This is a genomic window from Leisingera sp. UBA4491, from assembly GCF_002388965.1.
Taxonomy (GTDB): Bacteria; Pseudomonadota; Alphaproteobacteria; order Rhodobacterales; family Rhodobacteraceae; genus Leisingera; species Leisingera aquaemixtae.
In genome coordinates this window covers 124712-139323 of record NZ_DGNN01000021.1, presented here as the reverse complement: position 1 = coordinate 139323, position 14612 = coordinate 124712, and the positions used below count along the sequence as shown (strand labels likewise).

Genomic DNA, 14612 nt, shown 5'->3' with positions numbered 1-14612 from the left:
TAACCAACTGAGCTACAACCGCCCGCTGCAAATCCAGCATCGCTGCTGAATGTTGGGCTGTAATATTCCCACCCCCCTAAGCCGTCAAGCCGTGTTTTGCCTTTTTCCGAACTTTCCGGGAAAAAAATGACCTGCGCCAGACAACCCCCTGAAACGGCAGGAAAAACGACTTATCAGCACCGCCTCATGGGCGAACTTCGGTCTTGTTCTGCAAGGGGGGATGGTGGGTCGTGAGAGGCTCGAACTCCCGACATCTTCGGTGTAAACGAAGCGCTCTACCAACTGAGCTAACGACCCGATGAGCGGGGATTTAGACAAAGCCGCCCGGCAGTTCAAGAGTAAAAAGCAGATTTTTCGACCAGCCCGGCCCGGTCACTCCAGAACCGTCTCCGCCCCGTTTTCCAGCACATAGACACAGCCCTGCCCGTTCGGCAGCGCCGCCATCCGGTCCCGGCTCAGCCCGCAGACGATACCGCGCATCACCTGCCCCAACAGTCCATGCGCCACCACCACCGACGGGCCGGTCAGCGACTGCATGAAGTCCAGGATGCGGCCATGGAAGCTGTCATACCCCTCGCCGCCGGGCGCTTCGCAGAACAGGTCCAGATTGTACGGGTTCTCCCCGTGGATCTGCGGGTACTGCGCTGCAACCTCTGCCAGCGTCATGCCCTGGAAATCTCCGGCAAAGGCTTCCGCCAGGCGGGGATCGGTCGCAAACGGCGCGCCGCCAAGGGCAATATCCGCCGTCTGCTGCGCCCGGCCCAGGGGCGAGGCATAACAGGCCGGGGCCTGTTCCATCACCGGCGCCATCAGCGCAGCCTGCCGGCGGGCGTGCTGAACCCCCAGCGGCGTCAGCGGCGATTCCAGCTGGCCCTGGATGCGCCGCTCGGCGTTCCATTCGGTCTGCCCGTGCCGCAGCAGCCAGATTTTCGGAAATTGCATCACGCGCCCCCTGCCCGGTTTCTCGGGCAAATTGGTAGCCGCAAGCCGCCGCCAGCGAAACCCCGGAAACGGAAAAAGGCGCTCAACCTTCGCAGGGAGCGCCTTTCCGGAAAAATGGTGGGTGATAAGAGATTTGAACTCCTGACATCTTCGATGTGAACGAAGCGCTCTACCACTGAGCTAATCACCCGTGAGGCAGGCTTTTAACGCCCGGATGCAGGCTCCGCAAGAGGGCCGGCAGAAGATTTTTGCCCCTCGCGCGCATTTTCTTCACGCGCGGTTGCAGCCGCCCGCGGACGGCGCCGTGACCTGGTCAGCAGGCAGGCAGCGCGTCGCGCTGGATCATCGTGCGCAGGGTAAAGCTGGAGCGCGTGTTGCGGATGCCCGGCACCCGCATCAGCTTGTCTTCCAGGAAGCGGTCGAAATCCGGCAGATCTTCGGCCACCACCCGTAGCAGGATATCCCGTGTGCCGGTCATCAAATAGCATTCCATCACCTGATCGAACCGGCGCACCGCGTTTTCAAAGGCGCTGAGCGCTTCGGTGGATTGCCTGTCCAGCTCCACAGCCACAAAGATGGTGACAGGCAGCCCCAGCTTGGCCTGATCGACGCGGGCGGAATAGCCGGAGATCACGCCGCTCTCCTCCAGGCTGGCGACCCGGCGGGCGCAGGGCGTGGGCGACAGCCCGACCATGCCGGACAGTTCCGAAATCTTCAGCCGCCCGTTGCGCTGAAGCGCGGCGACAATCTTGCGGTCAATCGAATCCATGGCGGTTTTCCCTAAACGTGACGCCCCTGTTGGAGGTTACCACCAAAACAGCCGATTCCCGCACCGCTTTTTGGTGAAAACCGGCGCTGCGGACCCGCTATTATTCCGGGAAGGTTTAGGAGGATCAAACCAAATGACAGTGACTGCCGTCGCATCCAGCAGCCATGAAGAGATTTACCGCGTCGAGGAGCCGTCCGTTGGCCTCCTGGGCTTTATCGCCGTGCATTCCACCCGCCTGGGCCCGGCCGCCGGCGGACTGCGCATGCGGCCCTACGCCAGCGAAGACGAAGCGCTGACCGACGTGAAGCGCCTCAGCGAAGGCATGACCTACAAGAACGCGGCCGCGGGGCTGACGCTGGGCGGCGGCAAGGCGGTGATCATCGGCGATCCCGCCAAGCACAAGACGCCTGAGCTGCTGCGCGCCTTTGCCCGCGCCATCGAGAGCCTGGACGGCCGCTACATCACCGCCGAGGACATGGGCATGAGCCCGGCGGATATGGCCATCCTGGCGGAGGAAACCCGCTTTGTGGCGGGCCTCGCGGACGGCGAGTTCGCCAGCGGCGACCCCTCGCCGATCACCGCGCGCGGCATCTTCAACGCCATCCGCACCACCCGCGCCCGCAAGCACGGCAGCCGCGACCTGTCCGGCGTCACCGTGTCGGTGCAGGGCCTGGGCCACGTCGGCTGGTACCTCTGCCAGTTCCTGCACGAGGCCGGCGCCAAACTGGTTGTCACCGACATCGACGAGAGCCGTGTGGAGCGGGCGATCGAAGAGTTCGGCGCCAAGGCAGTGCCGCTGGCGGAGATCTACGGCGCCGAGGCGGACGTCTTTGCCCCCTGTGCCATCGGCGGCATCCTGAACGCCCAGACCATCCCCCAGCTGAAGGCAGACATCGTCGCAGGCGGCGCCAACAACCAGCTGGCCACGGCAGAGGACGGCGCGGCGCTGCATGCCCGCGGCATCCTCTATGCGCCCGACTTCGTGGCCAACGGCGGCGGCATCATCAACGTCGCCACCGAGATCCAGAAGATCAAGGACCGCGAGGGCTTTGTCGCCGAGAAGCTGCGGGCGCTGGATGAAACCATGGCAGCGATCCTGACCCAGGCCCAGGCGGCGGACGTCAGCCCGGCGGAAATGGCCATCGCCACCGTGCAGGCCAAGATGGAGAAGGCCAGCAAGGCCGCCTGATCCCTTAGTCCGGCGCAGCCGCGGGGCACTCCCGCGGCTGAACGGTCCCCGGCCTGCGGCCGGACCCCATCCTGCCTTTGGGCCTGGCGGCCTGGCCCTTCCGGGCAGGCCGCGCGCCGCACCCCGGGTGCGGCGCCACGCCCAACGGGAGCGGATGCGCCCTGGCGCAGCCGGCGACGGGCGGGAGGACGGCCTGAGCGCGCGCGCCCGGTGTGCCAGTGACATAACAGCCCCGCTCAGAAGGGCCAGAACGGAAGAGAACACCTGAAAAAGGGCGGCCCCGCGGGACCGCCCTTTCTTTTTTCCAGCAAGCTGAGGCCGGGATCAGTGGGCGGTTGCCCCCGCCCCCTCGTCAGAGCCTTTCAGCGCCGCCTTGGCCGCGGCAGCCTCTTCAGCCGCTTCATCCCATTCGATGGGCTCAGGCTGCGAGACCAGCGCGTGCATCAGCACTTCGGAGACATGCGACACCGGGATGATCTCCAGGCCTTCCTTCACATTGTCCGGAATCTCCGGCAGGTCCTTTTCGTTCTCCTGCGGGATCAGCACCGTCTTGATGCCGCCGCGCAGTGCCGCCAGCAGCTTCTCCTTGAGGCCGCCGATGGCCAGCGCATTGCCGCGCAGGGTCACCTCGCCGGTCATCGCGATGTCCTTGCGGACCGGGATCTGGGTCAGCACCGACACGATGGAGGTCACCATCGCGAGACCCGCCGAAGGGCCGTCCTTGGGCGTCGCGCCTTCCGGCACGTGCACGTGGATGTCCCAATGGTCGAACTTCGTCGGCTTGATGCCCAGTTTCGGCGAGACCGAGCGCACATAAGACGACGCCGCCTCGATCGATTCCTTCATCACATCGCCCAGCTTGCCGGTGGTCTTCATCCGGCCCTTGCCCGGCAGCCGCAGCGCCTCGATCGACAGCAGCTCGCCGCCGACGGAGGTATAGGCCAGACCGGTGACCACACCGACCTGGTCTTCCTTCTCGGCCAGGCCGAACCGGTACTTGGGCACGCCCAGGAACTCGTCGAGGTTGTCCGGCGTGACAGTCACGGTCTCCGCCTCTTTCTTGACGATCTTGGTCAGCGATTTGCGCGCCACCTTGGCGATCTCGCGCTCCAGGTTCCGCACCCCCGCCTCGCGGGTGTAGGTGCGGATCATCGCGGTCACCGCGTCCTCGGTCAGCTCGAACTCCTTGGCCTTCAGGCCGTGGTTCTTCACCTGCTTGGAAATCAGGTGCTGCTTGGCGATCTCGCGCTTTTCGTCCTCGGTGTAGCCGGACAGCGGAATGATCTCCATCCGGTCCAGGAGCGGCCCAGGCATGTTGTAGCTGTTCGAGGTGGTCAGGAACATCACGTTCGACAGGTCGTATTCCACCTCAAGGTAGTGATCCATGAAGGTGTTGTTCTGTTCCGGATCCAGCACCTCCAGCATCGCCGAGGCGGGGTCGCCGCGGAAATCCTGGCCCATCTTGTCGATTTCATCGAGCAGGATCAGCGGGTTGGTGGTCTTTGCCTTCTTCAGCGCCTGGATGATCTTGCCGGGCATCGAACCGATATAGGTGCGGCGGTGGCCGCGGATCTCGGATTCGTCGCGCACGCCGCCCAGGCTGATGCGGATGAACTCGCGCCCGGTGGCCTTGGCAACCGATTTACCCAGGCTGGTCTTACCCACGCCCGGCGGGCCGACGAGGCACAGGATCGGCCCCTTCAGCTTGGCCGAGCGCTGCTGCACCGCCAGATATTCGACGATCCGCTCCTTGACCTTCTCCAGCCCGTAGTGATCCGCGTCCAGGATCTCCTGCGCCTTGTTCAGGTCTTTCTTGACGCGCGACTTGGTGCCCCACGGGATCGACAGCATCCAGTCGAGGTAGTTGCGCACCACCGTGGCTTCCGCCGACATCGGCGACATGTTCTTGAGCTTCTTCAGCTCCGCATCCGCCTTTTCGCGCGCCTCTTTCGACAGCTTGGTCGCGGCGATCTTCTCTTCCAGCTCAGCGATTTCGCCTGCGCCTTCCTCGCCGTCGCCCAGCTCCTTCTGAATGGCCTTCATCTGCTCATTCAGATAGTACTCGCGCTGGGTCTTCTCCATCTGGGATTTGACGCGGGTCTTGATCTTCTTTTCGACCTGCAGAACCGACAGCTCGCCCTGCATCAGGCCATAGACCTTCTCCAGCCGCTCGCTGACGGAGAGGGTTTCCAAAAGCTCCTGCTTGCGGTCGACGTCAATGCCCAGGTGGCCCGCCACCAGATCGGCCAGCTTGGCCGGTTCAGCGGTCTCGCCCACGGCAGACAGCGCTTCCTCGGGGATGTTCTTGCGCACCTTGGCATAGCGCTCGAACTCGTCGCCCACGGTGCGCACCAGCGCCTCGGTGGTGGTGACGTCGCCAGGCATTTCCGCCAGCTCCTCGGCCTTCGCCTCGAAGTAGTCGTCGTTTTCCAGGAATTCGGTGATCTTGACCCGGGTCTGGCCCTCGACCAGCACCTTGACGGTGCCATCGGGCAGCTTCAGCAGCTGCAGCACGTTGGCCAGCACGCCGACGGTGTAAATGCTATCGGTTTCCGGGTCGTCCTCGGAGGGGTCGATCTGGCTCGACAGCAGGATCTGCTTGTCGTCCGCCATCACCTCTTCCAGGGCGCGCACCGATTTTTCCCGGCCCACGAACAGCGGCACGATCATGTGGGGGAACACCACGATATCGCGCAGCGGCAGCACGGGATAGGAGGAATTGAGTGGCTCTTGCATACTCGGTCCTTTGCTTGGCAAGACGGCCCGGCCCCGGTCCCGGCAGCACTTGGCGCGTCTCCTCATTGGATGTCTTTATCTGGGGGGATGGTTAATGATTTTCAACCTGCCCGCCGCTTGGTTGGCCCCACCTTGCCCGCAGCGCGCCCGGACCACAAGGCGCAAATGACCGGAGGGTGACCAAAGCGCTAACGCGCCTGAGCAGGCGCCGGATCCGGCCAGTCAGCATGGCGGATTCCGCCATTCAGCGCCGCACCAGCGTCACCAGGCCGCGCTCTATGCGGCCTGGTGCCCCGGTCTCGCTGTAGGTGCCGCTCATTCGCGACTGATCGATCAAGAACAATCGGTATGTCTGCTGCAAAACATGCCCCGTTCCGGTGTCCTGCTGCGCCTGAATGTTCAGACGCAGCAGCTGATCCGGTCCGCAGGGCAAGGGGCCCAGGGCGATCTCGTCCAGAAACACCTCCGCATCGTCCGGCAGGTCGCCGCGGCCGGCGCTTTCGGCCCGCAGCCCGCTGCCCGGCGCCGGCGGCGCGCGGTCCTCAACCGCGACCGGCATGAACCCCAGCACGGGCGATCCCGCCACCAGCCGGCCGTTCCTGAAATCCAGCGACAGAATTTCGCCGCTGCGCTGCGGCATCGGCTGCATTTCGACCCGCCCGGCCGAGACCAGACCCATTTCGCCCGGTCCCTTTTTCATGATCCAGCGCCCGCGCAAGGCGCTGGACTTGCCCTTGACCAGTTCCTCCAGCGTGAGGGTGCAGCCATCCAGCGGCGGCGCCTTGAAAAAACCTGATGCCTCCGCCAGCGATCCGGGAGAGCGGGCGGCGTCCGCAGTCTGAGCCTCAGCCGCCGGCGAGCTTCCCAGCAGAACCGCCAGAACAAATGCGCGCAACCAGGTCATCGCCATCCTCCCCGCTTTTGCGCGAGGGTAGCAGACAGGGTCTTCACAACAGGTGAACGGGCGCGCCGAAACCCGCTGAAATGGCACCGGCGGCCGGGCGTTCGCTGCCCCGCCGCCGGCCCCTGATCAGGGCAGCAGCGCTATTCAGCCGCCTGCTGCATCACCGGGTAGTCGGTGTACCCCTCATCTCCGCCGCCATAGAAAGTGTCCGGATCGCCTTCGTTCAGCGGCGCGTTTGCTGCCAGCCGGTTCACCAGATCCGGGTTGGCGATGAAGGGGCGGCCGAAGGCCACCAGGTCAGCCTCGCCCGAGGCGGTCCGCGCCAGCGCGGTGCCGCGGTCATAGCCGTTGTTGGCCATATAGGTGCCGGCGTACATCTTCCGCAGGGTGTCAAAATCCCCGGCCCGGGCGCCGCCGGTCTCGCCTTCGACCATGTGCAAATAGGCCAGGCCATAGGAGTTCAGTTTCTGGATTAGCGGCGCGTAATGACCCACGGGATCGCTGTCGGACACATCGTTGAAGGTGGCAAACGGCGACAGGCGCAGGCCGATGCGGCCGGCCTCCCAGACCGTCTGCAGCGCGTCAAGAATCTCGAAAACGATGCGGGCGCGGTTTTCCGGGGAGCCGCCATAGGCATCGGTGCGGGTGTTCACCCCGTCCTTCAGGAACTGCTCCAGAAGATAGCCGTTGGCCGCATGCAGCTCGACACCGTCAAACCCCGCGTCCTTGGCGTATTTCGCGGCCTGCACAAAGTCGGCAATCACCCGCTGGATGTCTTCCGCGCTCAGCGCCTGCGGCTTGGCCGTCGGCACGAACCCTTCATGGGTGAACGTCTGCGCCTCTGCCGCGGCATCGGTGGAGGACACAGCCCTGGTGCCCCCGGGCAGCAGCGAGTCATGTGTGATACGCCCGACATGCCACAGCTGGATAACGATCTTGCCGCCCTTGGCGTGGACCGCATCCGTGACCTTGCGCCAGGCCGCAGCCTGCGCCGCGGTGTGAATGCCCGGGGTCTGGATATACCCCTTGCCCTCGGGGCTGATCTGGCTGCCCTCGGTGATGATCAGGCCGGCGCCCGCCCGCTGGGCATAGTATTCCGCATGCCGGTCCAGCACCTCGCCGGTTTCGTCATCAGCCCGGTTGCGGGTCAGCGGCGCCATGACAATGCGGTTGCTCAACGCGATTGCGCCAGCGGTGGTGGCGGAAAACAGTTCTTGGCTCACGGGGATGTCCCTCCGGTCAAAGTGTCCAGCAACAGGAACGTTGCCGGAATGACCTGAGCACTCCGCCCCGCGCTTTCAACCGGGCGTCAGCCACAGAACCTGCCCGCCCGCGCACAGTGACTGTTCAGCCGCGCCCGTTCACAACCGCTCGATATCGCCTTGCGCGCGGGTGTCGTGGAAGTCCTTCTGCCAGGCCTCAAACGTGCCTGCGGCAATCGCCTCCCGCATTCCTCCCATGATCTCCTGGAAGTAATGCAGGTTGTGCCAGGTCAGCAGCATGCCCGAGATCATCTCGTTCGAACGGAATACATGGTGCAGGTAGGCGCGGGAGTAGTTCGAGCAGGCCGGGCAGCTGCACTGCTCATCCAAAGGCCGCGGGTCGTCCTGGTGCCGGGCGTTCTTGATGTTCACTACGCCATAGCGGGTGAACGCCTGCCCGGTGCGCCCCGAGCGCGACGGCAGCACGCAGTCCATCATGTCGATGCCGCGCGCCACCGCGCCGACGATGTCGTCGGGCTTGCCCACGCCCATCAGGTAGCGCGGTTTGTCCTCCGGCAGCATGTCCGGCGCAAAGTCCAGGCAGCCGAACATCGCCTCCTGCCCCTCGCCCACCGCCAGGCCGCCGACGGCATAGCCGTCAAAGCCGATGGCCTTCAGCGCCTCGGCGCTTTCCTCGCGGAAGTCCCGCTCCAGACCGCCCTGCTGGATGCCGAACAGCGCGTGCCCCGGACGGTCTCCGAAGGCCTCGCGCGACCGCTCCGCCCAGCGCATCGACAGCCGCATGCTTTCAGCAATCCGGTCGCGGTCCGCCGGCAGCGCCGGGCATTCGTCGAAACACATCACGATGTCAGACCCCAAAAGCCGCTGGATCTCCATCGAGCGTTCCGGCGTCAGCTCATGCCGGGAGCCGTCGATATGGGATTTGAACGTCACGCCCTTCTCGGTCAGCTTGCGCAGGCCCGCCAGCGACATCACCTGGAACCCGCCCGAGTCGGTCAGGATCGGCCGCTCCCAGTTCATGAACTTGTGCAGGCCGCCCAGCCGGTCGATCCGCTCCGCCGTCGGACGCAGCATCAGGTGATAGGTATTGCCCAGCAGGATGTCGGCCCCGGTCGCGCGCACGCTTTCCGGCATCATCGCCTTCACGGTTGCAGCCGTGCCAACCGGCATGAAGGCAGGCGTGCGGATCTCGCCGCGCGGCGTCTGGATGACGCCGGTGCGCGCTTTCCCGTCCGTTGCTTTCATTTCGAAGTTGAAAAGGGTAGCCATATCGTATTCCTGCGCTTCTCTGCCGCATTTGAAAGGCGGCGATTCCCCCTAATGCCAAGGAGCCCCGCGCATGTCCACAGCAGACCCGGCGCCGCAACTGAAACTCGGGTGGGAGGAGTGGGTCAGCCTGCCGGAACTGGGGCTGCCCGCGCTGCGCGCCAAGGTCGACACCGGGGCCCGCACCTCCTCGCTGCACGCCACTGAGATCGAAACTTTCGGGCCGCAGAACGCCCCCAAGGTGCGCTTCATGGTGCACCCGATCCCCGGCCAGTACGACCTGGAGATCCCCTGCTCCGCCCCGATCACCGACCGCCGCGAAGTCACCTCGTCCAACGGCGAAAAGGAAATGCGCTACGTGATCCAGACCAAGCTGGAGGTTGCGGGCCAGACCTGGACGGTCGAACTCACGCTGACCGACCGGCGCGGCATGGCCAAACACATGCTGCTGGGCCGCCAGGCGCTGACCGAGAACATGACCGTGGTGCCGGGCGAACGCTTCTGCCAGCCGCAGCTCGACTACTCGGTCTATTCCTCCGCCAGCATCCGCAAGACCGCCCCCAAACGCGCCCTGCGCATCGCCGTGCTCAGCCGCGAGGACAATTACTCCACCCGCCGCCTGGTCGAAGAAGGCGAAAAGCGCGGCCACACGGTCGAGGTGATCAACACCACCCGCTGCTACATGGCGATCAACGCGCTGGCGCCGGAAATCCACTATGACGGCAAGCGCCTGCCCCGCTATGACGCGGTGATCCCGCGCGTCGGCGCCTCGGTCACCCAATACGGCACCGCGCTCCTGCGCCAGTTCGAGGCGCTCGGCACCTTCTGCGTCAACGGCTCCGAAGGCATCACCGCCAGCCGCGACAAGCTGCACGCGCATCAGGTGCTGGCCCGCAACAAGATCGGCATGCCCGCCACCGCCTTTGCCGCCTCGCCCAAGGACACCGCCAATCTGATCGGCATCGCCGGCGGCGCGCCCTTGATCGTCAAGCTGTTGGAGAGCACGCAGGGAAAAGGCGTGGTGCTGGCGGAAACCAAGAAGGCCGCCGAAAGCGTGATCACTGCCTTCCGCGGCCTCCAGGCCAACTTCCTGGTGCAGCAGTTCGTCAAGGAAGCCGCGGGCGAGGACATCCGCTGCTTCGTGGTCGGCGCCAAGGTGGTGGCAGCGATGAAACGCTCCGGTGCCGAGGGCGATTTCCGCTCCAACCTTCACCTTGGCGGCAGCGCCACCCCGGTGCGCATCACCAAGGAAGAGCGCAGCACCGCCGTGCGCGCCGCCCGCGCCTTCGGCCTCAATGTGGCGGGCGTCGACCTGCTGCGGTCCGCCACCGGCCCCAAGGTGCTGGAGGTGAATTCCTCCCCCGGGCTGGAGGGGATCGAAAAGACCTCCGCCAAGAACATCGCCGCGCTGATCTATAACGAGATCGAAGACCGGGTCCGCCCGGCCCCGATGCGGCGCCTCAAACCCGCCGCCTCCTGATCCGAGGTTCCCCTTGACCTCCCCCGCGCGCCCGCACAATCCTGCGCGCAGAAGCTTGAAACAGAAGGCAGATTCATGACCGAAAACGACCTGCTCGACCTCTTGTCCGGTAATCTTCTCTATCTGCTGGGCGCCCTCCTGCTGATCATCGTCGCGCTCAAGGGGGTCAAGATCGTGCCCCAGTCGGAGAAATACGTGGTCGAGCGCTTCGGCCGCCTGCATTCGGTGCTGGGGCCCGGCATCAACTTCATCGTGCCCCTTCTCGACGTGGCCCGCCACAAGATCTCGATCCTGGAGCGCCAGCTCCCGAACGCCACCCAGGACGCGATCACCAAGGACAACGTGCTGGTGCAGATCGACACCTCCGTGTTCTACCGCATCCTTGAACCGGAAAAGACCGTCTACCGGATCCGCGATGTGGACGGCGCCATTGCCACCACCGTGGCCGGCATCGTGCGCGCCGAGATCGGCAAGATGGATCTGGACGAGGTGCAGTCGAACCGCGCCCAGCTGATTTCCCGCATCCAGGAAAGCGTCGAAAGCGCGGTGGATGACTGGGGCATCGAAGTGACCCGCGCCGAGATCCTGGATGTGAACCTCGACCAGGCCACCCGCGACGCCATGCTGCAGCAGCTCAACGCCGAACGCGCCCGCCGGGCCGAGGTGACCAAGGCCGAGGGCCAGAAGCGCGCGGTCGAGCTGCAGGCCGATGCCGAGCTGTACGCCGCCGAGCAGACCGCCAAGGCCCGCCGCATCCAGGCCGAGGCTGAGGCCTACGCGACCCAGGTTGTCGCCAAGGCGATTGCCGAAAATGGCCTCGAGGCCGCCCGGTACCAGGTCGCTCTCAAACAGGTGGAATCGCTCAACGCCCTTGGCAAGGGTGAAGGCAAGCAGACCATTCTGGTCCCGGCCCACGCGCTGGAAGCCTTTGGCGATGCCTTCAAGCTGCTGAAAGGAAGCAAGTGATGGCAGATGGCTTCTGGACGCTCTGGTGGGTCTGGGCCGCGGCAGCGCTGGTGCTGGGCATCCTCGAAGTCCTGGCGCCCGGCTTTGTCTTCCTCGGCTTCGCCATCGGCGCCGCCGCTGTGGCGCTGCTGCTGCTGGTGTCCGGCGCCAGCTGGGGCCTGCCCCTGCTGCTGCTGATCTTTGCCGGCCTGTCGCTGGCCGCCTGGCTGCTGCTGAAACGGCTGTTTGCCCTGCCCAAGGGCCAGGTCAAAACCTTCGACCGCGATATCAACGACTGATCCGGCGGGCGGGCCGCCGCGCTGCCGCCCGCCCTCAGAACTTGAACCCGATGCCCGCCAGCAGGCCATGGGTCACCGCATCATGGCGGAAGAAACTGCCGGTGCCGCGGGTGCCCTCCTGGTAATCCACCCCCAGCCCGCGGTACATCACATAGATCGAGGCGCGCTCCCAGCGGTCATAGACCAGCCCGCCCATCGCCGACCAGCTCTGGTCCGACCCGGCGCCGAAGCCGCCGATGTCGCCCTCCAGCAGGATGCTGAACTCCGGCGACACGCGCCGCTGCCAGCGCAGCCCGGCAATCGGGTCGGTCCATTCCGCCCCCTGCCGCACGCTGCCGCCGGGCACGCCGGCAATCACATCCACATCCCAATGGCGCACGCCCCCGAACAGCTGGAAACTGTCCCGGCCGCGCCCGAAACTGTAGGTCACCACCGCTTCTGCCACATTCTGATCATAGGTCACAGGCAGCGCCCCGGCAGGGCTGCTGCCGGTGGCATCGGCATCCAGCAGCGCATACCGCAGCCGGAACCCGAACCGGCTGCTGTGGACGCCCTCGAACTGCAGCATTCCGCCCGCCTGCAGCTGATCGAACACGTCGCTTGCCTCAAATGACACATCCCCGGCAGCCCGGCCCAGTTCTGTCGTGCTCTCGACCGAGGGCGCCAGCACAAACGGCGTCAGCTGCCAGCGCCAGCCGCTCAGATCCTGGGCCGCGGCGGCGGTCCCCAGGAGCGCGGCAAGCGCCGGCCCAGCAATCGCGGCAGCCCGTGCAGGCATACTCGGCTCAGGCATGGCTCTCCCTCCCCCGTTACTGCCAGGCACCACGGTCCGGCCGGCATGCGGCATCCGGCCGCTGCATCCAGGCAGCTTTCAATTTCATTATGGGGAAGCAACGATTTAGCGCGCAGACCCGCCAAATCAAACCCGCCCGCACAGCCCGGCGGCAGATCATTCCGGCGGCGGCGCCCAGCGCCTCTGGACGCCGGGCCGCATATTTCCTATATAAACCGTCGGATAATCAGACCGGGACCATCATGACCAACCCTTCAGAACCGCTCGAAGGCGCACCGCTGATCGCGCCCTCCTCCGTCAGCCACCCGCTGTACGAGGCCGTGGCCGAGGCCTGCCGCACCGTCTATGACCCGGAAATCCCGGTGAACATCTACGAACTGGGGCTGATCTACACGATCAGCATCAACGACGAGAACGACGTCAAGATCATCATGACCCTGACCGCGCCGGGCTGCCCGGTGGCGGGCGAGATGCCGGGCTGGATCGTTGATGCGGTATCGCCGGTGCCCGGCGTCAAAAGCGTTGACGTGCAGCTCACCTGGGAGCCGCCCTGGGGCATGGAGATGATGTCCGACGAGGCCCGCCTCGAACTGGGCTTCATGTAAGCCTTTTGGGGCGCGCCCGCCCCCGGGCGGCATCGCTGATGCGCCGGTCCGCTGCCCGCGCGCCCTTGAGACCGCGGCACGGCGCTCCTAGATACTAAGCAACGCGCGACTTTTGGAGACCCGGATGTTTGGAATTCCCGGCAAGCAAGCTGTGACAATGACGCCCAAGGCAGCGGCGCAGATCGCCAGGCTGATGCAGAAGGACGGCCATGCCGGCCTGCGCATCGGCGTCAAGAAAGGCGGCTGTGCGGGCATGGAATACACCATGGAATACGTCGATGAGCCCGCCCCGAATGACGAGGTTGTGGAACAGGACGGCGCCCGCATCCTGATCGCGCCGATGGCGCAGATGTTCCTGTTCGGCACCGAAATCGACTATGAGGTGTCGCTCCTGGAAAGCGGTTTCAAATTCAACAACCCCAACGTGGCCGAGGCCTGCGGCTGCGGCGAGTCGATCTCCTTCAAGGAGGTTCCCGGCAACTAAGCCAATGCTGCCAGGACAAAACCGGCGGGCGGGGTCTTCCCCGCCCTTTTTGCATCGCCCTGCCCCGCCCAAGCGAATTGCGCCGCCCGGCTGCCGGTGCTACCAGTCACGCCCAGACAGGACATTCGGAGGCACTCCCCCATGCGGCGTAAACTGGCAGCAGGCAACTGGAAAATGAACGGCACCGGCGCGGCCCTGGCCGAGCTCGCAGCGCTCGCGGAAAGCCACCCCGCCCCGGCCGCAGACATCCTGATCTGCCCGCCCGCAACCCTGTTGTCGCGCGCCGCAGAAGCCGCCCGGGGCATCGCCATCGGCGGCCAGGACTGCCACGCAAGGGCCTCCGGCGCCCATACCGGCGATCTGTCCGCTGCCATGCTCAAGGATGCAGGCGCCTCCGCCGTGATCCTCGGCCATTCCGAACGCCGCGCCGACCACAGCGAGACCGACGCCCAGGTCTGCGCCAAGGCGGAGGCCGCGATGGCCGAAGGCCTCACCGCCGTCATCTGCATCGGCGAAACCCTTGCGGAACGCGAGGCCGGCGACACGCTCAAGGTGGCCGGCACACAGCTCGCAGGCTCCGTGCCCGCCAATGCCACCGGCGCAAACACCGTGATCGCCTATGAACCGGTCTGGGCCATCGGCACCGGCAAGGTGCCGACGCTGGAACAGATCGCCGAGGTCCACGATTTCCTGCGCGCCGAGCTCACCGCCCGCTTCGGCGCCGGGACCGCAGACAGCATCCGCCTGCTCTACGGCGGTTCGGTCAAGCCCTCCAACGCCGCGGAGATCTTTGCCGTCTCCAACGTCGACGGCGCACTTGTGGGCGGCGCCAGCCTCAAGGCCGCAGATTTCTCCCCGATCATTGCCGCGCTGGAAGCCAGCTGACCGGCGCGCAGCAGCGCGGGCGTTGGATTTGAGTATTTTTGGAAAGATGAAATCTGCCTGGGCTTCATCTTTCCCCTAAATACTCCGGGGTG

The 14612-nt window shown here is 65.4% G+C and carries 14 protein-coding genes and 2 tRNA genes; 7 read left to right on the top strand and 9 right to left on the bottom strand.

The features are described 5' to 3' along the window. Window positions 1-221: 221 nt before the first annotated feature. From B2P87_RS11850 to B2P87_RS11835, 4 genes are all read right to left on the bottom strand, one after another. A tRNA-Val gene (locus B2P87_RS11850) sits at window positions 222-297 on the bottom strand. Window positions 298-372: 75 nt separating this feature from the next. After that, window positions 373-942 (bottom strand): histidine phosphatase family protein, encoded by a 570-nt coding sequence (locus tag B2P87_RS11845; protein ID WP_141890072.1) that lies wholly within the window; start codon window positions 940-942, stop codon window positions 373-375. A gap of 115 nt (window positions 943-1057) precedes the next feature. After that, window positions 1058-1132, bottom strand: a tRNA-Val gene (locus tag B2P87_RS11840). A gap of 123 nt (window positions 1133-1255) precedes the next feature. Continuing rightward, window positions 1256-1711 carry an Lrp/AsnC family transcriptional regulator gene (locus B2P87_RS11835; protein WP_058287997.1) on the bottom strand — a complete coding sequence of 152 codons (456 nt, stop codon included), beginning with the start codon at window positions 1709-1711 and terminating at the stop codon, window positions 1256-1258. Between the two features lie 133 nt (window positions 1712-1844). Between B2P87_RS11835 and B2P87_RS11830 the strand changes: the two genes are divergently transcribed. Further along, complete coding sequence (locus B2P87_RS11830) at window positions 1845-2900, top strand: Glu/Leu/Phe/Val family dehydrogenase (protein WP_141890071.1); 1056 nt, start codon at window positions 1845-1847, stop codon at window positions 2898-2900. A 324-nt stretch (window positions 2901-3224) separates the two neighbouring features. Here B2P87_RS11830 and lon read toward each other — a convergent pair whose 3' ends face one another. The 4 genes from lon to tgt all read right to left on the bottom strand — a co-directional run bounded on the left by lon (window position 3225) and on the right by tgt (window position 9032). After that, a complete protein-coding gene (lon, locus tag B2P87_RS11825) occupies window positions 3225-5636 on the bottom strand; it encodes an endopeptidase La (protein ID WP_058287995.1) in 2412 nt (803 codons plus the stop codon). A gap of 244 nt (window positions 5637-5880) precedes the next feature. Further along, window positions 5881-6540 (bottom strand): hypothetical protein, encoded by a 660-nt coding sequence (locus B2P87_RS11820; protein WP_244940790.1) that lies wholly within the window; start codon window positions 6538-6540, stop codon window positions 5881-5883. A gap of 140 nt (window positions 6541-6680) precedes the next feature. Then, entirely contained in the window at window positions 6681-7763 is a 1083-nt protein-coding gene (locus B2P87_RS11815) for an alkene reductase (RefSeq protein WP_167510244.1), read from the bottom strand. A 138-nt stretch (window positions 7764-7901) separates the two neighbouring features. Next, on the bottom strand, window positions 7902-9032 hold the full coding sequence (gene tgt / locus B2P87_RS11810; RefSeq protein ID WP_141890068.1) for a tRNA guanosine(34) transglycosylase Tgt: 1131 nt from the start codon (window positions 9030-9032) through the stop codon (window positions 7902-7904). A 70-nt stretch (window positions 9033-9102) separates the two neighbouring features. Between tgt and rimK the strand changes: the two genes are divergently transcribed. From rimK to B2P87_RS11795, 3 genes are all read left to right on the top strand, one after another. Next, window positions 9103-10509 carry a 30S ribosomal protein S6--L-glutamate ligase gene (rimK, locus tag B2P87_RS11805; protein ID WP_058287991.1) on the top strand — a complete coding sequence of 469 codons (1407 nt, stop codon included), beginning with the start codon at window positions 9103-9105 and terminating at the stop codon, window positions 10507-10509. Window positions 10510-10584: 75 nt separating this feature from the next. Next, window positions 10585-11475, top strand: coding sequence for an SPFH domain-containing protein (locus tag B2P87_RS11800; RefSeq protein WP_141890067.1), 891 nt, complete (start codon window positions 10585-10587; stop codon window positions 11473-11475). Further along, a complete protein-coding gene (locus B2P87_RS11795) occupies window positions 11475-11753 on the top strand; it encodes an NfeD family protein (RefSeq protein WP_141890066.1) in 279 nt (92 codons plus the stop codon). Before B2P87_RS11800 ends, B2P87_RS11795 begins: the two co-directional genes overlap by 1 nt. Window positions 11754-11787: 34 nt before the next feature. On the opposite strand, the gene B2P87_RS11790 is transcribed toward B2P87_RS11795, so the two are convergent. Beyond that, window positions 11788-12546, bottom strand: a complete 759-nt coding sequence (locus B2P87_RS11790; RefSeq protein ID WP_141890065.1) for a hypothetical protein — start codon at window positions 12544-12546, stop codon at window positions 11788-11790. 242 nt (window positions 12547-12788) lie between these two features. Here B2P87_RS11790 and B2P87_RS11785 point away from each other — a divergent pair, with 242 nt between their 5' ends. The 3 genes from B2P87_RS11785 (at window position 12789) to tpiA (ending at window position 14520) form a co-directional block, all read left to right on the top strand. Beyond that, window positions 12789-13151 (top strand): SUF system Fe-S cluster assembly protein, encoded by a 363-nt coding sequence (locus B2P87_RS11785; protein ID WP_058287988.1) that lies wholly within the window; start codon window positions 12789-12791, stop codon window positions 13149-13151. Between the two features lie 124 nt (window positions 13152-13275). Further along, window positions 13276-13635 carry a HesB/IscA family protein gene (locus B2P87_RS11780; protein WP_141890064.1) on the top strand — a complete coding sequence of 120 codons (360 nt, stop codon included), beginning with the start codon at window positions 13276-13278 and terminating at the stop codon, window positions 13633-13635. 141 nt (window positions 13636-13776) lie between these two features. Beyond that, window positions 13777-14520, top strand: a complete 744-nt coding sequence (gene tpiA, locus B2P87_RS11775; RefSeq protein WP_141890063.1) for a triose-phosphate isomerase — start codon at window positions 13777-13779, stop codon at window positions 14518-14520. Window positions 14521-14612 lie beyond the last annotated feature (92 nt).